The organism is Massilia timonae (genome assembly GCF_001866515.1).
In the GTDB taxonomy this organism is placed as follows: Bacteria; Pseudomonadota; Gammaproteobacteria; order Burkholderiales; family Burkholderiaceae_D; genus Telluria; species Telluria timonae.
The window spans coordinates 3,695,677-3,719,711 of record NZ_JRYB01000001.1 but is presented as its reverse complement, the minus strand read 5'-3'; the positions used below and the strand labels follow the sequence as shown (position 1 = coordinate 3,719,711).

General features: G+C 65.4%; 17 protein-coding genes. 2 read left to right on the top strand and 15 right to left on the bottom strand.

From position 1 onward, the window contains the following. Positions 1–3: 3 nt before the first annotated feature. From LO55_RS16070 to LO55_RS16055, 4 genes are all read right to left on the bottom strand, one after another. Positions 4–1,248, bottom strand: coding sequence for an efflux RND transporter periplasmic adaptor subunit (locus tag LO55_RS16070; RefSeq protein WP_071362222.1), 1,245 nt, complete (start codon positions 1,246–1,248; stop codon positions 4–6). After that, a complete protein-coding gene (locus LO55_RS16065; protein WP_071362221.1) occupies positions 1,245–2,576 on the bottom strand; it encodes a TolC family protein in 1,332 nt (443 codons plus the stop codon). The genes LO55_RS16070 and LO55_RS16065 overlap by 4 nt, the downstream gene beginning before the upstream one ends. A gap of 122 nt (positions 2,577–2,698) precedes the next feature. Next, complete coding sequence (locus LO55_RS16060) at positions 2,699–3,076, bottom strand: hypothetical protein (RefSeq protein WP_071362220.1); 378 nt, start codon at positions 3,074–3,076, stop codon at positions 2,699–2,701. A 26-nt stretch (positions 3,077–3,102) separates the two neighbouring features. Beyond that, positions 3,103–5,448 (bottom strand): heavy metal translocating P-type ATPase, encoded by a 2,346-nt coding sequence (locus LO55_RS16055; RefSeq protein WP_218145982.1) that lies wholly within the window; start codon positions 5,446–5,448, stop codon positions 3,103–3,105. 88 nt (positions 5,449–5,536) lie between these two features. On the opposite strand from LO55_RS16055, the gene cadR reads away from it, so the two are divergent. Next, the gene (cadR, locus tag LO55_RS16050) at positions 5,537–5,926 is read left to right on the top strand and encodes a Cd(II)/Pb(II)-responsive transcriptional regulator (protein WP_071362218.1); all 390 of its coding nucleotides are present in this window, start codon (positions 5,537–5,539) and stop codon (positions 5,924–5,926) included. Positions 5,927–5,946: 20 nt separating this feature from the next. Here the strand turns inward: cadR and LO55_RS16045 are convergent, their stop codons facing one another. The 7 genes from LO55_RS16045 to LO55_RS16015 form a co-directional block, all read right to left on the bottom strand. After that, complete coding sequence (locus LO55_RS16045) at positions 5,947–6,576, bottom strand: cation efflux transmembrane domain-containing protein (protein ID WP_083415355.1); 630 nt, start codon at positions 6,574–6,576, stop codon at positions 5,947–5,949. Next, entirely contained in the window at positions 6,573–9,080 is a 2,508-nt protein-coding gene (locus LO55_RS16040; protein ID WP_071363807.1) for a heavy metal translocating P-type ATPase, read from the bottom strand. The genes LO55_RS16045 and LO55_RS16040 overlap by 4 nt, the downstream gene beginning before the upstream one ends. Before the next feature lie 101 nt (positions 9,081–9,181). Continuing rightward, positions 9,182–9,844, bottom strand: a complete 663-nt coding sequence (locus tag LO55_RS16035) for a DsbA family protein (protein ID WP_071362217.1) — start codon at positions 9,842–9,844, stop codon at positions 9,182–9,184. Beyond that, a complete protein-coding gene (locus tag LO55_RS16030; protein WP_071362216.1) occupies positions 9,841–10,272 on the bottom strand; it encodes a disulfide bond formation protein B in 432 nt (143 codons plus the stop codon). The genes LO55_RS16035 and LO55_RS16030 overlap by 4 nt, the downstream gene beginning before the upstream one ends. After that, entirely contained in the window at positions 10,265–13,456 is a 3,192-nt protein-coding gene (locus LO55_RS16025) for an efflux RND transporter permease subunit (protein WP_071362215.1), read from the bottom strand. The genes LO55_RS16030 and LO55_RS16025 overlap by 8 nt, the downstream gene beginning before the upstream one ends. Positions 13,457–13,492: 36 nt before the next feature. Then, positions 13,493–14,761: an efflux RND transporter periplasmic adaptor subunit gene (locus tag LO55_RS16020; RefSeq protein WP_083415354.1), complete on the bottom strand. Its 1,269-nt coding sequence runs from the start codon at positions 14,759–14,761 to the stop codon at positions 13,493–13,495. A 4-nt stretch (positions 14,762–14,765) separates the two neighbouring features. Then, positions 14,766–15,944: a TolC family protein gene (locus LO55_RS16015; protein WP_218145981.1), complete on the bottom strand. Its 1,179-nt coding sequence runs from the start codon at positions 15,942–15,944 to the stop codon at positions 14,766–14,768. A 135-nt stretch (positions 15,945–16,079) separates the two neighbouring features. Between LO55_RS16015 and LO55_RS16010 the strand changes: the two genes are divergently transcribed. Beyond that, positions 16,080–16,481 (top strand): MerR family transcriptional regulator, encoded by a 402-nt coding sequence (locus LO55_RS16010; RefSeq protein WP_071362214.1) that lies wholly within the window; start codon positions 16,080–16,082, stop codon positions 16,479–16,481. Between the two features lie 468 nt (positions 16,482–16,949). Here the strand turns inward: LO55_RS16010 and LO55_RS16005 are convergent, their stop codons facing one another. The 4 genes from LO55_RS16005 to LO55_RS15985 all read right to left on the bottom strand — a co-directional run bounded on the left by LO55_RS16005 (position 16,950) and on the right by LO55_RS15985 (position 23,463). Continuing rightward, the gene (locus tag LO55_RS16005) at positions 16,950–18,707 is read right to left on the bottom strand and encodes a UvrD-helicase domain-containing protein (RefSeq protein WP_071362213.1); all 1,758 of its coding nucleotides are present in this window, start codon (positions 18,705–18,707) and stop codon (positions 16,950–16,952) included. 2 nt (positions 18,708–18,709) lie between these two features. Beyond that, a complete protein-coding gene (locus tag LO55_RS16000; protein ID WP_221434708.1) occupies positions 18,710–20,476 on the bottom strand; it encodes an ATP-dependent nuclease in 1,767 nt (588 codons plus the stop codon). Positions 20,477–21,927: 1,451 nt separating this feature from the next. Further along, on the bottom strand, positions 21,928–22,164 hold the full coding sequence (locus LO55_RS15990) for a hypothetical protein (RefSeq protein WP_071362210.1): 237 nt from the start codon (positions 22,162–22,164) through the stop codon (positions 21,928–21,930). Positions 22,165–22,329: 165 nt separating this feature from the next. Beyond that, positions 22,330–23,463: a right-handed parallel beta-helix repeat-containing protein gene (locus LO55_RS15985; protein WP_229410153.1), complete on the bottom strand. Its 1,134-nt coding sequence runs from the start codon at positions 23,461–23,463 to the stop codon at positions 22,330–22,332. Positions 23,464–24,035: the final 572 nt, after the last annotated feature.

The following is a 24,035-nucleotide window of genomic DNA, read 5'->3' as shown; positions in this document are numbered from 1 at the left end:
TGGTCAGTGTGCGTGCTCGGCGCTGCCCTTGCCGAGTTCGGCCTTGAGCACGAAGCTGCCGTTGTTCACGTAGCGCACACCCGGCGCCAGTCCCTCTAAAATCTCGACCGCCGGACCATCCACGATGCCGGTCCTGACCGGCTGGGCGCGGAAGCCCTCTTCCGTCACCACGAAGACCGAAGGTTTGTCCTCGACCGTCTGGATGGCACCGACCGGCACCGTGACCGGCGCCACGCGGGTTCCCTGGGACAGCAAGACGTCAACGAACAGGCCCGGACGCCAGGCGGCCTCGGGGTTGTCGATGATCACGCGCGCAATCGCGCTGCGGGTCTGGGCTCCGACCAGCGAACCCACGTAGCTCACCTTGCCCTTGGCGGACAATCCAGCGGTCGGGGCGGTGATGGTGGCGTCGACGCCACTACGCACGGTGCCCAGGTCCTTCGGTGTTACGGCTAAATCGACCCAGACACGCGACAGATCGCTCAGCACGAACACATTGGTGTTCTCCGCCACGGCTTCGCCGATGGTGATGTGCTTCTCCACCACCACGCCATCGAACGGTGCACGCAGTTCGTAGCGGTTAAGGGCGCCGCCGCCGGTCTTTACGTCCAGCGCGGTCAGCTTCGAGCGAGCAGTCTGCGCGGCCAATTCGGCCTCGCGGAACGCCTGCTGGGCCTGCAGGTAATCCTGCTCGGCCGAGATGCGGTCCTGCCACAGCTTCTTCTCGCGCTCGTACAGGGTCTTGGCCAGGGCCAAGCGGGTTTGGGCCGCGTCCAGGCTGCTACGCAGGTCGGCCAGCGCAGGGCTCGAGATCACCGCCAGCACCTGCCCTTTCTTCACCGACTGGCCGAGCTCAGCCGGAGCCGATTCGGCCACGCCGGGCAGGCGCGGCACCACATGAGCGGTCAGGTCTTCGTTGACCCGCACCTCACCGGGCAGGCGGATCGTGTTAGTGATGGTGGCAGGGCCAGCGATGGCGCTGGTGATGCCGGCCGACTTGATCTGCTCGGCGCCGAGCTTGACGACGTCTTCGTCGCCATGCTCTTCCTCGGCGCCTTCCTTGGCGCCATCTTTAGCGGCGGCCTTCGGTGCCTCGGTGTGCGCACTCTCGGCGTGGCCGTGGCCGTCGTCGTCGCCGGCGGGTTCGCGGTTCCAGAAAAGGATCGCCAGCGCCAGCACGGCGCCGACAGCCACGATCGCCGCGATCAGCGGCATGGATTTCTTGTTTTGCTTGTTGGGGGCAGTCATTGGATGCTTTCCTTGAAAATGGCGGTGCCGCCGGCGCCTGGCGTCGGCACCAGGCGCTCGATGTCGGTCGCGGCCAGGTAGCGCGCCGACAGCGCGCGCAGGTATTCGGTGCGCGCCAGGATCAGCGCGCGCTGGGTGTCGAGGACGTCGAGGAAGCCGAACTTGCCGAGCTCGAAGCCGGTGACGGCGGCGTCGTAGGCTTGCTGGGCGGCTGGCACCATGTCGCGCCGCAGGCTGTCGAGCTGGAGCTGGGCGACCTCTGCGCGCTCGCGCGCATCCATCAGCGCCCCGTGCAGGCGCAAGCGTTCGGCGTCGAGCTCGTCGCGGGCCTGGTCGGCGCGCTGCAGACTGGCCGCCAGGTTGCCCTGGTTGCGGTTGAACAGCGGCAGTGGAATCGACACCCCCAGCAGAGTTTGGGTGGCGCCGTTGCGTTCGCGGTCGCGCTGGCTGCCGACTGTCACGCGCAGGTCGGGCACCCGCAACGAGCGCTCTACCCGCACCAGCGCTTCCTCACGCCCGACCTGGACGCGCGCCTGGCGCAGGCGCGGCGCCGACTCCAGGCGCTGCTCCAGCTCGGCCACCGGTGGGATGGCGGCGAATTCGAGCTCCGGGGTGACCAGTGGCTGCTCGACCGTGCCGGTGCTGCCCATCAAGGTAGCCAGCTTGCGACGTGCCTGCGACAGCTCGGCCGTGGCCTGGGTTAGTTCGAGCCGCACCGCCGCTTCGGCGACACTGGAACGGGTCTGCTCGACTGGCGAGATCTTGCCGGCCGCGACCCGGCGCGCTGCGGCATTGGTGGCGCGGCTGGCCACCTCAATCGCCGAACGGGCCAGCGCGACGCGTTCCTGCACGGTCAGGGCGTCGAGATAGGCGGCCATGACGTCGGCGCGCAGCTCGGCGCGGCGGCCGCTGACAGTGACCTGGGCCAGCGCCCGCTCCTGCTCTGCGGCGGCGATGCGGGCACTGCGCTTGCCGCCGAGCTCGATGGCTTGGGAGATCTCGACGGTCTCGACCCGGCTGCGGCGGTCGGTTCCCTCGGTAGAGAGGCCGAGTTCTGGGTTGGGCAAGACGCCGGCCTGGGCCCGCAGGCCGTCGGCGATGCCGATCGCTCGGCCTGCCGTGCGCAGGTCGGGATTGCGGTCGTAGGCTGCCTGCAGCGCCTGCTGCAGGGTCAGGGGCGCCGTTTCGCCGGCCACCGCAGCGGCAGCCACGGCAGCGGCGCGCGGCGTGGCGGCATGCGCATCCGCTTGCGCCATGGGTTGTGCATAGGCGGGGACGGTCTGCGCGAGCAGCGCGATCGCCCCCATGATCAGGAATCTGGGTTGCATGGATAACTCCGAAAGAATTGAATCGAAAGCTATCCGGCGACAGGCCTGCCATGCGGCACGCGCGTCAACGCGCGGCCACGGGCCATGTGGGCTACATCAAGTGCAGGTAAATGCCGCCGGACTTACACGGCGGCGCGCCATTGGGGGCGCTCGGGGGGGAGCTGGACGACCGAGGCGAAACGCACCTCTGTGGTGGCCGGCGCGAGTCTGGCCAGCATCAAATAAGGTGCCGGCGCCACGGCGGCCGGCGCCAGCACCGCATGAACGCAGGAAGCGCAATGCGTGTGGGCGGCGGTCTTCTTGCCGGACGCCGTCTTACCGTCGTCAACGGCTGCCAGGCGCTCGGCGGCTTGCCCCTCGTGGTCATCCTGCTTATGCTGGTGATGCCCCAGGTGCTTGGCTGCGGCGCCGGTCTCGTGCATGCAATAGGCGCTGATCGCACTCCAGGTGAACTGGAACGCGAGCATCAGCAGCAGGCAGGAGAGGATGCGGCGGGTCATGGGATGAAGTATACCATCGGGGCCGATTAGATGCTGCGCTCGTGCAACTCTGCACGTAATAAACGCAAACCGTTGAAAATAACCAACAGGCTGGCGCCGACATCGGCGAAAACCGCCATCCACAGGGTTGCCCAGCCGCCGATCGCCAGCACCAGGAATACCGCCTTGATCAGCAAGGCCGCCGCGATGTTCTGGCGCAGCACGGCAAACGTGCGCCGGCTCAGGACAACAAATTCGGGCAACTTGCGCAAGTCGTCGTCGAGCAGGGCCACGTCAGCGGTCTCGATGGCGGTGTCGGTGCCGGCCGCGCCCATCGCGAAACCGATGCTGGCGCGCGCCAGCGCCGGGGCGTCGTTAATGCCGTCGCCGACCATGCCGACCATGCCGTGGCGCGCCACCTCGGCCTCGACCGCCGCCAGTTTCTCTTCGGGCAACAGGCCGCCGCGGGCGTCGTCGATGCCGACCTGGCGCGCGATCGCGGCGGTGGCGACCACGTTATCTCCACTAAGCATGACGGTGCGAATGCCAAGCCGGTGCAGGCGTTCCACCGCCTGTACGCTCGTCGCGCGGATGGTGTCGGCCACGCCGATCACCGCCAGCACGCGCGCGCCCGCGCACAACGCCACTGCAGTCTTGCCTTCGCCTTCCAGCCGCTCGATCGCGCGCGCCGCTTCGACATCGACGCTGCCGAGTTCGGCCAACAGCCGGGCGTTGCCGAGAGAATATATGGCGCCCGCCACACGGCCCTGGGTACCTCGTCCGGGCAAAGCCGCGAAGTCGTCAACCTCGGGCAAGACCTGCGCCTCGCGCTGTTCCTGCCAGTGGCGGCTGATAGCCGTCGAAACCGGATGGTCGGAGCGGCTTGCCAGCGCCGCCGCCAGGCGCAGCGCCTCGTCGCCATCGCCGTTCAGCGGCACCATGTCCGTCAGCGCCGGCCGGCCCTGGGTCACGGTGCCCGTCTTGTCGAGCGCCACGCTGCGTAGCGAGGCGCCCTGCTCCAGGTAGACGCCGCCCTTGACCAGGATGCCGGCACGCGCCGCCCGCGCGAGGCCGCTGACCACCGTCACCGGCGTCGAGATCACCAGCGCGCACGGGCACGCGATGACCAGCAGCACCAGCGCCTTGTAGATCCAGTCATCCCAGGCGCCGCCCATCAGCAGCGGCGGCAGCAGCGCCACCAGCAGCGCCACCACGAACACGATCGGCGTGTAGACGGCGGCGAAGCGGTCGATGAAGCGCTGGGTCGGCGCGCGCTTGCCTTGCGCTTCCTGCACGGTGCGGATGATGCGCGCCAGGGTCGAATCGTCGTGGGCGGCCGTCACGCGGTACTCGAACGAGCCGCTTTCGTTGATGCTGCCCGCAAACACCCGGTCGCCGGCGCCCTTCGGCACCGGCATGCTCTCGCCCGTGATCGGCGCCTGGTTGACGCTCGATTCGCCGGCCGTCACTTCGCCGTCGAGTGCGACCCGCTCTCCCGGCGCCACCCGCGCCAGCGTGCCCACGGTGACGCCGGCCGCGGCGCGTTCGCGCCACTGCCCGTCGGCGTCGCGCACGGTTACGCGCTCGGGCGTGAGCGCCATCAGACCCTGGATCGCGTTGCGAGCCCGGTCCAGCGCGCGCGCCTCGATCTGCTCGGCCAGCGCGAACAGCACCATTACCATCGCCGCCTCGGGCCAGTGCCCGATCAGGACGGCGCCGGTCACGGCGATCGACATCAAGGCATTGATATTCAGGTCACGGTGGCGCAGCGCGGCCCAGCCCTTGCGATAGACCCCAAGGCCGGTCAGCGCGATCGCGATCACGGCCAGCGCGAACACCGGCCAGGCGCCGTCGTTGCCTGTCGCCCAGGCCCAGGCCTCTGCGCCGATTGCGGCCACCAGGCCGAGCGACAGTCTGAGGAACGGCGCGCGCGATGACGCCGCCGGCGTCTGCGCAGCGCCCGGCGCGGGCGCCGCCGTCGCGCCAGACGGCGTGGCCGCCGTCTCCGTCATGGCGGCGGTGCGTTGCGTGCCAGCCGGAGCCATCACGGGCACCATCGCCAGCGCGCGGATTGTATCGAGGATCGGCGCCGGATCGGCCATCGTATGGATGATCCGCAGTTCGCGCTGCATCAGGTTGAAGTCGAGCTGTTCGACGCCGGCCAGCTTACCGAGTGAACTGCGCAATACGCGTTCCTCGGTGGGACAGCACATCTGGGCAATGTGCACTGTCATCTGCCGTGCGTCGGACGCCGCGACATCCGGAACGGCTTGGACGTTCGGCTCGTCCAATTCCGCGGGAATAATCCGGATCACCGGTCCTGTCGGAGCGATTGGGATGGTCCGGGCCGGCGGCTTGGGCTGGCAACATGACTTGGAATTGCAGTCCGACATGTCGGCTCCTCAACAATTGTGTAATATCTCCATTTAACAGCCTGTACCTGGTACAGGGTCAAGGTTTTTCTTGCAAAGGAACGAAAAAATGAAAATCGGTGAACTGGCACAGCGGACCGGATGCTTGGTGGAGACCGTCCGCTTCTACGAGCGGGTCGGCCTGCTTCCTCCTCCTGACCGCCACGCCAACAATTACCGTAGCTACGGACAGGAGCATGCCGACCGGCTCGGCTTCATCCGACATTGTCGCGCGCTCGACATGACACTCGATGAGATCCGCGCCCTGCTGGCGTTGCGCGACCATCCGCAACAGAGTTGCGCCGACGTGAACGCCCTGATCGATCGCCACATCGGCGACGTCACCCAGCGCATCGCTGCTCTGACCTCGCTCGAAACGCAACTGCGCCAGTTGCGCAGCCAGTGCGGCGGCGGCGCCGGAGGCGCCTGTGCCATCCTGGACGCGCTTAGCACTTCCTGACCTGGCGCCGCGGCGCCGACTCAGGCGCCTCGGTTCGCCTTGCGGTATTCGTTCCAGGCGTCGCGCAGCGTGCCGACGCCGCCGTAGATCGCAACGAGGGCAATGGCCGCGCCCACAAGCAAGTCTGGCCAGTTGGCGCCGAACAGGTAGACCAGCACGCCGGCCACGACGATGCCGGTATTGGAAGCGAAGTCGTTGATGCTCATGGTCCACGCAGCGCGCAGGTTGACGTCTTCGCTGCGGAAAGCGCGCAAGATGCGAATGCACCAGTAGTTCAGCCCGACAGCCAGAAAGGCCATTACCACCATTACCGGCCCCAGCGGTTCGGACCCTTCCTGGTAGCGCCCCCAAGCGTCCCAAAGCACTCCTGCGGCGAGTAGCAGCAGCATGACACCGGTGATCGCCGCTGCCGCGGCCTTCCACTTGAGCGACCGGGTAACGGCGAAATAGCTGACCGCATAGGTTGTCGCATCCGACAGGTTGTCGAGCGCGTTCGCCATCAGCGCGCTGGAATCGGACGCGCGGGCCGCCGCGAAAAGGCCTGCCGCCAGGCCGCCGTTGATGAACATTACCTTCAGCAATGCCGATTGCTGCTTGCCGGCGTCGGCACTGTCCGCCGGGCTGGTTTCGATCGAATGATGTCCGCTCATGCGGCTCCTTTCAGTGCGGGTTTGGCGCCGGCGTCGCGGTAGGCGAGCAGGCGCAGGGCGTTGAAGACCACCAGCAGGGTCGATCCTTCGTGCATCGCGACCGCCGGTCCGATGCCGAGGCCGAGGATGGTGGCCGGGATCAGGATCGCCACCACGCCCAGGCTGACGAACACGTTCTGGCGGATGATCCTGCGGGTCTGGCGGCTCAGGCCCACCGCGAACGGCAGGTGGCGTAGGTCGTCGGCCATCAGCGCGACGTCGGCCGTCTCGAGCGCGACATCGGAGCCGGCCGCGCCCATCGCGATACCGACAGTGGCGTTCGCCATCGCTGGCGCGTCATTCACGCCGTCGCCGACCATCGCCACACGTGCCTCGCGGCGCAGCTCACGGATCGCTTCGACTTTATCTTCCGGCATCAGGTCTCCCCAAGCCTCGTCCAGGCCGACGTCGGCGGCAATCGCCTCTGCGACCTTGCGGTGGTCGCCCGAGATCATGATCATGCGCTCGATGCCGAGGCCGCGCAGCGCCTGCAGCGCCTCGCGCGCGCCGGCGCGCGGTGTATCTAACAGCCCGATCGCGCCCAGGTCGCGCCCGCCCATGCGCACCACCATCGTGGTGCGGCCCCGTTCGCGCAAGCCTTCGGCAGCGGCCGACGCGGCCGCGCCCAGAGCCGGCACGCCGTCGGCACCGAACATCTCGACCTTGCCGATCCAGACCGGCTGGCCGTCGATCTTCGCGCCGACGCCCCGCCCGATCAGGTTACGTAGGCCGCTCGCGGCCGGCAACGCCAGGCCGCCCAGGCGTGCACCGCCGTCGCGCGCGATGGCGGCGGCGAGCGGGTGGTCGCTCAGCGACTCCACCGCGACCGCCACCGCCAGCAATTCCTGTTCGCTGCTGCCATCGACAGGCTCCAGGTCGACGATACGCGGCCGGCCTTCGGTGAGCGTGCCGGTCTTGTCGAAGGCCATGGCGTTGAGCGCGCCGAGTTCCTCGAGTGGCGCGCCGCCTTTGACCAACACCCCGCCGCGCGCCGCGCGAGCGATCCCCGACAGTACCGCGCTTGGCGTGGCGATCGCCAGCGCACATGGGCTAGCCGCGACCAGCACCGACATCGCACGGTAGAAACTGTCTCGGAACGGTTCGTCGACCACGACCCAGGCGAACAGCAGAAGTGCCACCAGGCAGAGCACGGCCGGCACGAAGATGCGCTCGAAGCGATCGGTGAAGCGCTGGGTCGGCGACTTGCGGGTCTCGGCCTCGCTCACCATCTTGACGACCCGCGCCAGTGCCGACTCACCCGCGCGCCGGGTAACCTCGATCTCGAGGCCGCCGGCGCCGTTAATGGTGCCAGCGAAGGCGCGCGAGGCAGCGTCGACGGCGTCAGGCCGTGCCCGCGCGCGAGTCGCGTCGTCGACTGGCCGCTTGTCGACGGGGATGCTCTCGCCAGTCACCGGGGCCTGGTTGACTGCCGAGGTGCCGGCCACGATGAAGCCGTCGGCCGGCAGGCGCTCGTTCGGTTTAACCAGCACGATGTCGCCGATCTCGAGCTGCTCTACCGGCACCACCAGCAGCGCGCCTTCGCGCCGCACCGTCGCACTGTCGGGCGCCAGCTCCGCCAGCGCCTCGATCGCGCGCCGCGCACGGCCCATCGCGTAATGCTCCAGCGCATGCCCGAGACTGAACAGGAACAGCAGCAGCGCGCCTTCTGCCCAAGATCCGAGCGCCGCGGCGCCGGCCGCCGCGACCAGCATCAGGCTGTCGATCTCGAAACGCTTGAGCTTGAGATTGTCGATTGCCTCGCGCACCGTGTAGAAGCCGCCAAACAAATACGCCAGCAGATAGCAGGCCAACGGCAGCCAGTCCGGCGCGCCCGCGAACCAGCGTCCGGCGACGAAACCGGCGGCCAGCAGGGCGCCGCTGGCAAGTGCGAAGATCAGTTCGGTGTTAGGGCCGAGCAGGCCACCATGCGCGTGGCCGTGCTCCTCACCATGCTTGTGCTCGTGTTCGTGCTCGTGTTCATTGCTGTGCGCATGCCCATGGCCGCCGTCGTGCGGCGCCGTGACGCCCAGCGCCGCCATTGCCTGGCGCAGCGCGTCCTCGGAAGTCAGGCTGCGGTCGAAGTCCAGATGCACCAACCCCGCAGCGCTGACCTGCGCCGCCAGCACGCCTGGCTCGCCCCCAAGGCGCTCGGCCACGGTGCGCGCTCGGCGCGCATGGCCGATGCCGTCCGCCTCCCACAGCACGTGACCGAAGCGTTCGCCGACGCGCGCGCCGCTGGCCCGCACCAGTTCGCGCACCCGCGCCAACGGCAGCACAGCCGGGTCATAATGGATGCACAGCTGCGCCGGACCGTCGCCGGCGGGTGCCTCGACATGCACATGCTGCACGCCTTCCCTGCCTTGCAATTCCCCCAACAAGCGGCCGACAACCACGTCATCGGCGTCGATGACACCGGGCAGCAGCACCGGAATATCGAGACGCAGTGCATTATTGGTATGGGCCATGATCATCCTTTCGCCAAAATCGCTTGCGGGGCCTGGCCCTGAACCCGCCGGGCCGATCGTAGAAAACAGCGCGTTAAGATGATGTTAAGCACGTGACGCGCCTACTGGGCGCGCGCTTCGCCCAGCGCCTCCTCGACCACCCGCAACAGCGCAGCGGGATCCGGCTCCGCCAGCGGTTGGCCGTTGACGAAGAAGGTCGGCGTGAAGCGCACGCCCACCGCCTGCAGGTCGGCGACTTCCTGTTCCAGCATCTTTTCCACCGTATCGCCGGCATTGAATTCGCGCGCCGTGCCCAGTTCCAGACCCGCTTCGCGCGCGAACTCCCAAGCGCGCTCCGGGGCCGGTGCGTCGTGGCTGGCCCACACCGGCTGGCCGCGCATCAACGCGTCCAGCACCGGCTCGAAGCGTCCCTGGCGGCGCGCCGCTTCGAGTATCCGGACGCCGGTGACGGAGACGTCGCCGTGGAAAGGCGCGTAGCGGATCACCAACCGTACCCGCTCCGGGTGGCTGCGCAATATCTGCTTGACGTGGGGATGGAACGCGCGGCATGCCTCGCATGCCGGATCGAGGAATTCGACGATGGTGACCGGTGCGGCAGCCGGGCCGAGCATGGGCGAATGCGGACGTTCCATGCTGCCCGCGTGCGCAGCGGCCAGGCTGGCGCCCTGCTCCTGCTGCGCGCGCCCATACCACGAGGCGCCGGCGACGAAGGCGGCAATGGCCAGCAAGGCGGTGAAGATGACGATACCAGTGCGTGTACTCATGCGGGGGTCCTCGATCGGATCAAGACAAGAAACAGCGTAATGGTGGAAAAGGCGGCCAGGGCCAGCAACGGCAGCGGCAGCCCTCCCAGGATGGTCATGTCGGCGCCCGCGCAGGACACGCCGCCACCACAAGGGGTAATACTCTCGGCCACCAGGCCGAGGTAGACCAGGCTGTGCAACAGCGCCACCAGCACGCCCGGAATGCTCAGCGCCAGCGCGTAGCGCCAAACGCCGGCGTCGCCGCGCAGGCTGGCCAGCCCCAGCACGATCGCCAGCGGGAACATGAAGGCGCGCTGGAACCAGCACAGATTGCAGGGCGCCTGGCCCATCACCTCGCCCACGAACAGCACCGCGCCGCTGGACAGCAGCGCGACCAGCCAAGCGCCGAACAACAGCACCCAGCGGCGGTCTGTCGCGCGCTCAGTCATGGCTTGCCGGCTTGGCGGCCATGGCGTCCCTGGGCCGAACGAAGCGCAGGTACAGCGACGGTAGCACGAACAGGGTCAGCAAGGTACTCGATACCAGCCCGCCGATGACGACCGTGGCCAGCGGGCGCTGGACCTCGGCCCCGGCGCCGGTGGCCAGCGCCATCGGCACGAAGCCGAGCGACGCCACCAGCGCCGTCATCAGCACCGGACGCAGGCGGCTCAGGGCCCCACTGCTGACGGCCTCGCGCCACGGCAGGCGCCGGGCCAGACCGTCGATGGCGCCCGCCATCACTAGGCCGTTGAGCACCGCCACGCCCGACAGCGCAATGAAGCCGACCGCCGCCGAGATCGAGAACGGCATCCCGCGCAGCCACAGCGCGCCGACGCCGCCGACCAGCGCCAGCGGCACGCCGGTGAACACGATCGCGGTGGCGCGCCACGACTTGAGCGCCGAATACAGCAGGAACACGATCAGCGCGAAGCACAGCGGTACCACCAGCAGCAAGCGGTCGCGCGCCCGCTCGAGGTTCTCGAACTGCCCGCCCCAGGCCAGCCAGGTGCCGGCCGGCAGGCGCACGTTGGCGTCGATGGCGGCCCTGGCGTCGGCCACCACGCCGGCGATGTCGCGCCCGCGCACGTTGGCCTGCACCACGATGCGGCGCTTTCCGTTCTCGCGGCTGACCTGGTTGGGGCCCTTGGCCGTCTCCAGCCGCGCCACCGCACCCAGCGGCACGAAGCCCCCGCCCGGCAGCGGCACCGGCAACTGCGCCAGGCCCTCGATGTCCTGCCGCTGTTCCTGGCCCAGGCGCACTACAACGTCGAAGCGGCGGTCGCCCTCGTAGATATGGCCGGCCTCGCGCCCCGCCAGCGCGGCGCCCAGCGTGTCGTACACGTCGGCCGCGGACAGGCCGAGGCGCCCCATGGCGTCGCGGTCGAGCACCGCGTCGAGCAGCGGCAAGCCCTCGACCTGCTCGACCCGGACGTCGGCGGCGCCCTCCACCGTCCGCAACTGGGCGGCGACCAGTTCGGCGCTCCGGGTCATGGCGTCGAAGTCGTCGCCATAGACCTTGACCGCGATGTCGCCGCGCACGCCGGCCAGCAGCTCGTTGAAGCGCATCTGCAGCGGCTGCGTGAACTCGTAGTTCTGGCCCGGGATGCCGGACACCGCCGCCTCGATCTTCTCGAGCAGCTCGGACTTGTCCAGCTTTGGATCGGGCCAGTCCTTGCGGTCCTTGATCATCACGAAGGTGTCGGTGGCGTTGGGCGGCATCGGGTCGGCCGCCAGTTCGGCGGTGCCGGTGCGCGAGAACACCAGCTTTACCTCGGGCACCCTGGCCAGCGCCTTCTCGCCCGCGAACTGCATCGCCTGGCTCTGGTCGACCGAGGTGCCGGGCACGCGCGAGACCTGCAGCAGCACGTTGTGCTCGTCCAGAGTCGGCAGGAACTCCTGGCCCAGCGTGGTGAACAGGGCCAGCGCGCCGGCGAAGGCGCCGGCGCCGATGCCGGCGGTGAGAAGCGGCCGGCGCAGCGCGCGTTCCAGCCACGGGCGGTAGCCGCGCGCGGCGGCGCCGACGATGCGGTTCTCCTTTTCGTCCACGTGTTTCGTCAGGCACAGCGCGATCATGGCCGGCACGAAGGTAAGCGACAGCACGAAGGCGAAGGCCAGCGCCAGGATCACGGTGATCGCCATCGGCGCGAACATGCGTTCCTCGACGCCCTGAAAGGCCAACAGCGGCACATACACCAGGATGATGATCGCCTGGCCGAACACGCTCGGGCGGATCATCTCGCGCGCCGCCGCGGCCACCGTTTCCATGCGTTCTTCCGTGTCCAGCACCCGGCCCAGCGCATGCTGGCGCTCGCCCATGCGGCGCAACGCGTTCTCGACGATGATGACGGCGCCATCGACGATCAGGCCGAAGTCCAGCGCGCCCAGGCTCATCAGGTTGGCGCTCAGGCCGGTCTGCAGCATGCCGGTTGCCGTCAGCAGCATGGTAATCGGAATCACGGCCGCCGCGATCAACGCCGCGCGGAAATTCCCCAGCAGCGCGAACAGCACCGCGATCACCAGCAGCGAACCTTCCGTCAAGTTTTTCGCAACGGTGGCGATGGTCGAATCGACCAGCTGGGTGCGGTCGAGCACCGGTTTAATCACGACGTCCGGCGGCAGCGAACGGGCGATCTCCATGAGTCGGGCGTCAGCCGCCATCGCCACCGTGCGGCTGTTCTCGCCGATGCGCATGACGGCGGTGCCGACCACCACTTCGCGACCGTCTTCGGACGCCGAGCCGAAGCGCACCGCCTGGCCGGTGCCGACGCTGGCGACCTGCGACAGCAGCACCGGGGTGCCATCGTGGGTCGCGACCACGGTGCGCGCCAGTTCGGCGCTGCTGGCCACGCGCGCATTGGCGCGCACGGTCAGCGCTTCGCCGTTGCGGTCGACGATGCCGGCGCCGCTGCTGGTGTTGTTGCGTTCCAGGCTGGCGGCCAGGTCGGCCAGGCTCATGCCGACAGCGGCCAGGCGCTGCACGTCAGGCCGCACCACGTACTGCTTGACGTAGCCGCCGATCACGTCGACCCCGGCCAGGCCCGGCGTGCCCTTGAGCTGCGGGGCGACGATCCAGTCCTGCACCGTGCGCAGGTAGGTCGCTTTCTCGACCTCGGTGCGCAGGCGTTCGCCTTCCGGCGTCAGGTAGCTGCCGTCCGCCTGGGCGCCGGCGCTGGCGCCCTTCTCGTGGCCAGTGGCGAATTCGACCGTCCACATATAAATGTCGCCCAGGCCGGTGGCGATCGGGCCCATCTCGGCATCGACACCGGGCGGCAGCTCGCGCTCGGCGCCGCGCAGGCGGTCGGCCACCTGCTGGCGCGCGAAATAGATGTCGGTAGCGTCGCTGAACACCGTGGTGATCTGGGCGAAGCCGTGGCGCGTGATCGAGCGCGTCGACTCGAGCCCGGGAATGCCGGCGAACGCGGTTTCGATCGGATACGTGACCTGGCGTTCCAGCTCGCCCGGCGACAGCGCCGGCGCGACCACATTGATCTGCACCTGGTTGTTGGTGATGTCGGGCACGGCGTCGATCGGCAGCCGTGACAGCGCCACCGCGCCCACGAGCGCCAGCACGATGGCGGCCAGCAGCACGTGCCAGCGCTGCCGCACCGAGAAATTGACGATGGCGGCGATCATGCGTGCACGCCCTCCGTTGCTGCGGAGCGAATGGCGTCAGTGGTCATGGTGGCCTCCCTCGCCCTTGCCGAGTTCGGCCTTCAGGATGTAGCTGTTGGTGGCCGCGACCTGTTCGCCGCCCTCCAGGCCCTGCGTGACCGCGACCCAGGCGCCGCTGGCTGCGCCCAGCACCAGGTGCTTGACCGCGAAGCCGTCCTTGACACGCACGAACACGCTCGGCTTGTCTTCGACGGTCTGGATCGCGCTGCGCGGCACGGCGAGCTGCCCCGCCCCCTCCCCAGCACCGAGCGGCACCGAGGCGCGCGCCGTCTCGCCGATGCGCCACAGGCCCTGGCCGTTCGGCAGCATCGCCACCGCGCGCACCTGGAGCGTGGCCGGGTCGACCACCCGCGACAGCGAGATCACGCGCGCCTCGGCGCTGCGCTTGCCGGCGCTGACGGTGACCGGCGCGCCCACCGCGACCGCGCCCGCGTCGTCGGGCGACAGCGACAGTTCGACCGCGATCCGGCCAAGGTCGGCGACGCGGAACAGTTCGGCGTTGGGAGCGACCACATCGCCCAGCGTGACCTGGCGCGCGGTGACGAAGCCCTTGATCGGCGCGCGGATCGCGAGCCGGTTCAGGGCGCCATCGACTGCGCCGCCGGAGGCCGCCAAGCGCTGGCGCGCCAGGTCGACCCGGATGCGGGCTTGCTGGGCCGCGGTGCGGGCGGCGTCGAAGTCCTGGCGCGCCGTGACCTGCTCGCGCAGCAAGCGCTCTTCGCGCCGGAAGGTCGATTCGGCTAGCTCCAGCTGGCGCTGGCCGCTCGCCAGTTCGGCCTGCAGCTCGGCCACGTCGGCGCTCTCGATCACCGCCAGCACGTCGCCGCGCGCGACCGCGTCGCCGAGGTTGCGGCGCAATTCGACGACGCGACCGCCGACCGCGGTCGCCACCACGCCGGTCGCGGCGGGATCGGCCACCAGCACGGCGGGCACCTCGAGCGCGCCGGCAAAGCCGCTTTCCACAGGCAGTACCGAGATGCCGGCGGCGGCGACCTGGGCGTCGGTCAGGCGGACCATGTCGGCTTCGCCCCCGGCATGCTCGTCGCCGTGCTCGTCGCCATGGCCGTCTTCGTGCGCGTGGCCATGCTCGTCCTTTTCCTGCGCGTGCTCGTCCTTGCCTTGCGCATGGTCGTCATGGTCATCGTGGTGCGCGGCCTCGGCGGCCGGCTTGGCAGCCGCCGCCGCGGGTGCGCCTTCCGGCGTGCGGCCACAGGCGCCGAGCAGGAGCAAACCGGCGCACACGGCCGATCGGAGAAGTGCTTGCATATTCTTATTCCTTATAGAGTGGCGCGCTGCTTCCTTGCAGGCGCGCGAGGCGGGCGCGGGCTTCGTGCAGCGCGGCCAGGGCGTCGATGGCGGTGGCGCGGGTCTCGGCCAGCGAGCGCTCGGCTTCGATCAGGTCGAGTTGCGAGAATTTGCCTTCGGCGTAGCCGATCCTGGCGATGCGCGCCGCCTCGCTGGCGGCGTCCAGCGCCGGGCCGTTCGCCGCCAGCGCTGCGGCCTGGGTGTCTGCGACCTCGGCCAGGGCATCGATGGCAGCCTGCTCGGCATCCCTGGAGACCATTGCGCGTTCCGCTTCGGCGCGGTCCAGTTCGGCGCGGCTGCGCGCCAGTTCGGCGCTGCCGGTATTGAACAGCGGCAGCGGGATCGACAGGCCCAGCACGGCAGCCGAATCGCGGCTGTCGCCGTAGCGGCGGGTGCCGGCGGTCACGACCAGGTCGGGGATGCGCGCGCTACGTGCGGCGGTGCTGCGCGCCCGCGCGGCGGCGACCTGGGCGTCGGCGGCGGCGACCGGCAGCAGCGCGCCCGCCACCGGCGCCGGCACGCCAGTACCGGCATCGTCGAACCAGGGAGCGGCCAGCGTCACCGGTGCGGCCAGGTCGAGCAGCCGCGCCAGCGCATTCGACGCCGTGCCGACCGCGCGCGCCAGCCGGTCGTGCTTGACCTGGGCATTGGTGAGCATCACCTGGGCGCGCTGGCGCTCGATCGGCGAGGCCTTGCCGGAATCGACGCGTTCGCCCGCGACACGCGCCCCGCGCTCGGCCAGCGTCAGTTCTTCGCGTGCCACCACCAGCCGGCGCTCGGCCGCAGCCACCGCCGTGCAGGCCAGCGTGATGCGCAGCGTGGTGTCGGCGCGTGCGGCAAGCGCATTGACGCCGGCGAAATCGCGCTCGGCCTCGGCCACGGCGATGCGCGCAGCGCGCTTGCCGCCCAGTTCCACCGGGAGCGACAGCGAATAGGTTTTTTCGCCGCCGCCGAAGCCGGCGTAAGGCCCCGAGCCGAGCACGTTCTCGGCCTCGACATTGAGGACAGGATTGGGACGCAGCCTTGCGGCGTCGAGGCCGGCGTCCGCGGCACGCACACCCGCCGCAGCGCCCGCCACGGCCGGAAGCCGTTGTTGCGCCAGCACAATGGCCTGGTCCAGGGTCAGATCGGAAGCCTGGGCCATGGCAATAGGGAAAATCGCCAGTAATGCGGCGAACCGCCTGGCAATGAATGGACTTCGCATGGAAAGAGGAGTTGCTTGACGGTGAAGGAGCTTCACTTTATAAAGCTTCAAGTCACTATAAGGTCAAGCGGAACTATGCAAAATTTCAACATCGGCGAGCTGGCACGCGCCGCCGCCACGCCGGCGCCAACGGTGCGCTATTACGAGAAGATCGGGCTGCTGCAGTCGCCGGCGCGCACCGCCGCCAATTACCGGACCTACGGGAGCGGTGACCTGGACCGCCTGATCTTCGTGCGGCGGGCGCGCGATATCGGCTTTTCGATTGACCAGATCCGGAATCTGCTCGACTTGTCGGACCAGCGCGAGCACGATTGCGGCACGGTCGATTGCCTGGCGCGTGAGCACCTCGACGCGATCGAGCAGAAGATCGCCGATTTGGTGGCGCTCAAGATCCAACTGTCGGGCCTGCTGTCGTCCTGCGGCGGCGGCAGGGTCGCTGACTGCAGGATCATCGATGCCTTGAGCCGGCGTGACTGAGGTGAGCGGCGAGTCTTGGCTTCTGTGTGTTCGCGAAGGGGACAGTGGCATCCATTCAAGCCGATTACAACGGCTTGCTGAGCCGCTGACGGTGAACTCGATCTGAGCCGCGTCTTTACTGAATTTAATTCCGTGCTGAAGCGACTTGTAAAAACAAAACGGGCCCCAAATCAGGCCCATTCGTTTATTATTTGGAGGCGAGGATCGGAGTCGAACCGACCTAAACGGCTTACCAGGCCGTATTCTCACTAATGAAATCAAGGGCTTAGCTGAGAACCGCACTTTTCACCGCTTGAGATCGCTCAGACGACGTTCTGAGCTTCTGCAAATCCTACTTCGCAAACTGAATCGCCCCGGCTTCCATGGAGACGGGCTTACGTGGTCGGTGGGACAACCTAATCAATCAATTGCTCGTAATAGTTTGCCACGGCATCACTCGGCGGCATGTAACCAGACGAGACTGCGTCATCACAATTTTTCCCATCGGTGCAACGGGCAGGCAGGCCATACCGGCGTCAAGATCAACAAACGGCGACGCGCCCGGGTGACGCCCACCCGAACCAAGCGGCGGCTCTGCACGTAGGGGGCGATGTCTCCCCGCCAGACAAAAGATGATGTCGGGCCATCCTCCGCTTGGCGAATCTCTCGCACAAAGATCACTCCATCGAACTGCTTACCCTTGGCCTTGTGCACGTTCATTACCTGAATACCTGGTGGCTCGGCGATACCGTCCAGGAGCTGCTCTTGCGCCAGCGCCGAATCCAGAGCGACGCGGGCCCGAGTGTACGCCCCGTCACTCAACCATTCGTCCGACAGCGCCGCCGAAATGCGCTGGCCGCGTTGTAATGCGACGAGGTAATCAAGTTGGGTGGCACACCGGATCAGTTCCTCGCGGCCACTGGCACGCAGGTACCGTTTCACTACCATCCAGTCTGCCGCTGGATCTCCTGTCAATCCATCGCGCCGCAATTTCAACAGGATCTCACGCAAAGCGACGACCAACTTAATGTTCACTGCTTTTCCAGCCCGGATTTTGGCTGCCTGTTCCAACAGCTTATCCACCGCTGCCTTTGAACCACCGATTGAGCGACGCGCCGCAGCAACCAATTCCATACAGGTCACAATATCGGCTGCCTCGGCATCTTCTTTCTTCGGCTCAAGCAGGAAAGCCGCCAGACGCGCGGTCAGCAGAGCCTCTGCTTCGTCGAACAGCAGTTTATGGCGCACGACTTTCCCCGGGTTAGCACCCAACCCATTCAGCGCGTTCGATACCTTCAACGCCCCACTCTTACCCATGGTGAGTATCGCTACGGCGCTGACTGCCCCCTTGCCGTCTGCCCGCAGATCACGAAACAGACTGCACAATGCGCGGCGCAGCAGATGATTCCAGTTCGGCGCTTGCCTACCGACGCCGTACTGGATCGATGCCACACCGGCATAGGCGCCGGGGTTGACCGTTGAGGCTAGCAGCTCGTTACCAAGGAGTAAGATTTGGGTTCCCGGGCTACGGTGATTATCGTTACCTAAGTCCGCCTCCAGCGGCTGGAGCGCGGCGCGTATGCTGCGAATCCGCTCCGGCCCGACACCGGGCAAAAAATCGAAGATCTGCTGTTCCAGATCCGCTAGGCAAATGATCTGGGTATGCGGAGAAAGCAATTCAATGCAACGCCAGGCATCGTCCCCGGTATCTTGCGCTTCGTCCACGATGACGAGCGGATAGGTCATTGCAACTTGTGCCAGGACATTCGAACTGGCCGCTAGCAGTGCTGCCGTATTCGGTGCGAACAGGTCGAAAGCTACCCTGCCATCCTCTCGGAACAGGCGCTCGCGCTCCTGTTGCCAAGCCGCCCAGTCAGCGTCGTCCTTGTCAATGCCACCGTTGATAGCCTTTTCGTCCTGTGGCAACAGGATAGAAAGCTTCTTCGGGGCGCCCAACAGGTAACCATGGATCTTCAGCTGATTCCAGAAGAAGGAGTGGAACGTCTGCACGGACAGAGCGACGAGGTTCGATTTGGGGACTACTAAGTTAGCGGCATCCAGCACGCGGGCCACAGCTGCCCGGGAAAAACTGAGGAACAGAATAGACTGACCCGGCGCTAAGCCTTCCCGAATTCGCTTTAAGGCCTTCTTCAGCGCAAGCGTGGTCTTGCCGCTGCCCGGCCCACCCAGCACCATCGCATGGCCGGTACAGTCCAGGATCAGATCGCGCGGATCGACGTCCGCCATGCTTACTGCTCCTCGCCGGCGCCGTTGACCGCCGGCTCCACCATCATCCCAAATACTTCGTACAGGAAGTTCATGACTGAGTGGGGCAGCTCTCCATATTCGCATTCCTCGAACAGGCGTGCAGCCCAGCCAGCGCCTTTGCTACTTTTGAGCGCGCTGCGCGCCAACACGCGTACCGCAGCTTCAACCGGGCGCTGGACCGGAATGCCGATATGCGCTCCCTCGCCGCTGTCGCGTAGGGCCGTCAGGAATATCCACAGGCGATCGGCAGGCATTTCTTGGGATACCAGATCCTCGAAGCCACGGTGTACGTGCTCAGTGTTGATGTCATAGTTTGCCGCAAGCACGTCCTTCTGTGCCTGCGGTCGATTCGCTACCAGATCGTAAAAGGCGAAGGTCTTCAACCCCAATGTCTTGAAGAACTTTCCGAACTTCGGAACGTTCGATTCGCCGTAGGCGTAGAAGAAGGAGGCGCCGGCGATGTCCAGCGGCTGGAATCCGAGCCCGAGCTCCTCGATACGGCGGGCGGCGACCGGCAACGCATGGAATTCTGTCAGGCCCTCCAGCACGATGGCTGCCTTGCCGAGCATGCATTCGCATAGGCCCCAGCGCGCGTACTGCTTAAACTCCTTGTCCGTCAGGCCGCTCGCCTCCGATACCTTGCGCCCTGTAACGACCCCGTCATCACGGCTTAGAATCAGCGTGTTGCTGGGTTCGAAGCGTTCGATGACGAAGGGTGAGTGCGACGTTACAAAGGTCTGCGTGGTGTTTTCAAGCAGGTATTGCGTGATACGACGTTGGGTATGAGGAGGCACGGCGATCTCGGGCTCCTCCATCGCGAAAATCACCGACTCGGGTTTCATCTCTGCGATGACGGTTAGAAGTGCCAGCACCAATGTATTGAGTGTACCTGTGCCCGCGTGGGCAAATGGCACATGGTCTTGATCTGGTGTCAGTGCAAGGAAGAATGCCATGGTCTTGCGCAAGTGGTCGCGCGTCAGTTCCGACACATGCAATTTCGTGGCGTGACTGTTGGCGCCCATCGGGATATAGCGCGACAGGCGCTCTTCGATGTCCCGCAACACGGGCGTGATTTCGGCAGCATCATCCTCCAGATCCAGTGCACGCAGACGCTGGATCGACTTTTCCCACAGGGACGTCCGAATCCCCTTGGCACGCAGAATGACGTCCAGCAGGCTGCCGCGCTCCAAGCTTAATGCTCGACTCCCGGTCCGCAGCGCACGCAGGTAGAGGAAGCCGAACAGGCGCTTTATCGGACGCGGAACGGTCCTCAGCTCACCCTCGTCCGCGTCCGGACTATGTGAGAAGTAGGTCCGTGCGACGAATTCGTCTTCGTCGAGGTCGTAGACGCCGCGGGTTTCCATACGAAGGCAAGGCAAAACGTGCGGGGCGTGGTTGATCTCCGCCTCGCCGTGACCTAGAAGGCGTTTTTCCTCCATATGCCAATATTCAATGTGCCCGCCGCATTTCACCAGCACTTCGTCGCCGGGTTCGATCAGGATCACTTCCACGCGCAGCTGTGTCGTGACTGGCGGATCCCCTTCCGCTTCAGCCATTTTCAGATATCGGGCGTTGTAGAAATCGAATTCGTCGATCGCCGGCACGCGGTTCAAGCGGTCCGGTCCGAGTACCAGTTCAAGGGCTTCGCAGATCGTGCTTTTGCCGACATTGTTCGTAGCCACCAGCAAGGTATGGCCGTCGAACAAGAGTTCAGTCGAGCGAATGCCGCGGAAATTCTCGATCTTCAATCGTACAACCTGCACGGCGCCTCCTCGAAGTGGATGAAAACCTGCTCCCACTACACAAGGCAGCCATTCACACCGGCATCTGCTGCTTAAGGCCGAAGCGGGCAAACACTGTCGCAGCAGGAAATTCCGTACCGGCTATTATGATCGACAAGGAATGCGAAAATCTCACAAAAAGTCACAGATAGCCCACATGCCCATCAACCACCCTTGACCTTATCAGCACACATTGTCAGCCGTCTATCTGGGCGTAAAGCATAGCGATAAGTCCAGCGTTCTTGCGGGCTCTGCACTTGTGGCGAACTTTTTTATCTCGCCAAATCATCGTGATACTAGGTTCTCCAAGATTCACAGTCATTACTTTCCTGTTTGTTCAGATCATCTCGAAGTGGCTCATCGAAGCTTCGATGAGCGGCCGCACCTCGGCAGGACAGGGTTTGACGCGGGTACTCAACGACCGCCTGTTCGGCGCTGGCCTAGACGTCAACCCATGCAGCTCCTTCACATGGGCGATCCAGCAGCTCTGCACGTACACTCCGTGCCTCTCTCGCACATCCCCCGGATCTGCTCATAAGTGGCCATTGCGTTTCCCTTCCTCAGTTGGCCGACTTAATGACCGTGTCCAAATGCCGTGCTAGATCGTGCCGCGCATACATTCGCAGGACGCGCCCGACGCGCGTCCCTACTGTCGGGCAGCCCATCTTCTCTAGGTAGATCATCGCGCCCGCGCACATGCTTTGGTACCCGCTGGTGGCGTAATGACCCTTCACCGTCCCACTTGCCGCCCGTGCGGCCGTCGTCGCCAGTCTTGCGTCGATGAAAGACTGAACGATCATCCGAGACCAGCGTCTGCACGATCCCATTCAGGCAACGGGTGCAAGCTCAATCGCGCCCTGCCCCAAGAACAGGCAGTTCGCGGCGGGCCGACCAAGCTTGCACAGGTTTTGGCACGACGCGCTTATCGGGGCTCTTCGATTAGAAGTCGGCTTTACCAGCAGCGATCTGTCGAAGTGCTGGACTGTTGCCAGTCTTAGTAACTCCACAAGCTGTTCGAGCGTAAGCAGTTTTAATGCGATGCGCACCGTGTGGTCCTGGCCGATGAGCGTATAACGTCACCGAAGACCTTGGCTCCAGCCTCCTCGGCCAGGGACCACCGTCAGCGATCACCGGTCGGATAAAACTCCCACGACTTGTAGAACGGGAATACAGCACTCCAGCGTCATCAATCGTGACCGCGAACGAGCTCATATTCGTGATCGTCAGGCAGAATTGAAGCCGAGGATCGGCGCCGCCGACCGGTATCGCATGAGCGGGGGCTACCTTTAGCTTGACGCGAGATTTGTCGAGACCGATCCACGTATTGATGACACCTAGTACTGCGCCAAGGACGGCGATTGCCAATGTAATCGCCTGCATGATCGAGATCTTATCCATAGCATTTCCGTGGCTGCAGTTTAATAAGCGCGCATCCCGCGCAATTCCAAGGCCTGATACAAGGCATCCTTGCACACTTTAGGGACGATCCAGTTCTTGTAGGTCCAGTTGAAGGTCGTTCCCGTGAAGGACGAACATACGGCTTTGACGCTGTTATTGACGGTGATATGGCAGCTTACTGCGATATCACCGCTGGGCAACTCTGTTGTTTGAACCGCGCCTTCCTTCTCACCTTCTCGTATCACAAATATCGCCATGACGTTTTCTTTCGTTACCTGCTGAGCACACTCGCCTCTAATAGGATTGATTAGGAGCGGATTCAGAGGAATCGGACACCGACCCTTTTTCCAGCATAGCACGACCTATTTCCTGTTACCCTCAAAAAATTCCACGTTGGCTCCTGCCGCCAACGTGGCTTTCACTCAATACTGATATGCGCCGACGTCGACACCGGAGATGGAGTTGCGTGCGCGACCGTTGATATCGATGGCCGGTGCCAGTGCCCCAAGGCCTCGGCCAATAGCCGGCGAGCTGGAACTGAGTCTGAAATTTGGCAACGCAGCGTTGCGCGAGTAGCCGGCGAACAGTGGTGCCGATGAAATGGTGCCGTTGTGGCTCAGGCCGTTACGCAGCTGGAAGGCGTACTTGGTGTTCTTGGTCACCAGGTTATTTCTGTACGTGTTGCCCTTGCCGGTCGTGCCCTGCTCCGAGATGCCATAGGTGTTGTCGTACACGATGTTGTTGTGGACGTGGACATTGTTGGCGCCAGCCTTGGTGAAGTAGAAGTCACCGCCGCCGACGATGATGCCGAACACCGACGAGCTCACCGTGTTGTTGACGATCTGGACATCGGTCGCGTCGTGCCAAAGGTGGATCGCCGCCGAACCGACGCGGTAGACCACGTTGTTTTTGATGGTACCCGAGGTGCTGTGATAGATGCCTTGCACATAGGTGCAGCCGGGCGGACCGATGTCGCTCACCACGTTGCCGATCACGTCGCCCTTGACGCCCTTGTAGTAGCTGTCGACGCCGATGGCCGAACCGCCCGCGCTATTGCAGGGGATGGTGGTGGCCACGTGATGTACGTGGTTGCCTTCGATGACGCTGAAGGAGCCGCCGGTATAGATGCCATGCACCCACTTCGTGCCGCTGCCGAGTTTGCTGCCATCGACATCGAAGCCGATAATGCTGACGTAGTGGCCACGATTGTCCCAAGCACTCTTGTTAGTCGAGCGCGCAGGAGGAACGATCTTGGCGCCCCACTTGGTGGTCGAGACCCAGTAGATGCGGGCGTTGGCGGTGCCGCTGGCGGTGGTTTTGATGCCGCCGGTATATGTGCCCGGAGCCACCCAAACCGTAGTGCCCGGACGGGTGGCGGCCTTCGCGGCGCGCACCAGAGTCTTGAAAGGAGCCGCCTTTGTGCCGGCCGCAGTATCGGATCCGGTCGGCGACACGTAGTAGTTATAGGTCGCCATCTGGGTGGCAGCGCTGGCCAACATTGCAGTGCCCAAGAGAGCGCTGGCACCTACTGCGCGAATCAGGTTTGCGGTACTCATGATTATCCTTTTGACTAGAGAAATCGAATACGGGAACAGTCGATTGCTGTGCCCGGCATGACATGACAACTCCATTGCGGAATCGACTTGACGGAGACGTGCCGCCAATAGTGATGAGCAGTTTCGCTATCATTCACGTATTTCGATCATCAAAATCGGATTTTGTTCACAAATACTGAATTTGTTCGTCGATGTGGAGTTTTGTCAAAGGACCGGAAGCGCTACCATTAGAACGTAGAGTTATGTGCGGAACTTTAGGTTGGCAATAGGCGCCGCCAGCGGACACTGCCCAAGCACCGTTCTACCGCATGCGCACAACATACTGCTGACAGCGCCATCGCTCGGACTAGACAAATCATGTATCCAAGCGAACGCTGGCCACCGGCACCTACTTTAGGCAGCATGCGCATCACCAGGGGCTGACAGCGACCTCGTTGCGGAGCAGCAGGTCGTGCAGGCAGCGGGACGCTGGCCAGGCTGCGAGGGTTTACTGCGTACACACCACCTGGAGCTGGATCGCTTCAATCGCTCACCCAGCATCAGACTGCGCTTAGACGCCGCGTATGCACTCT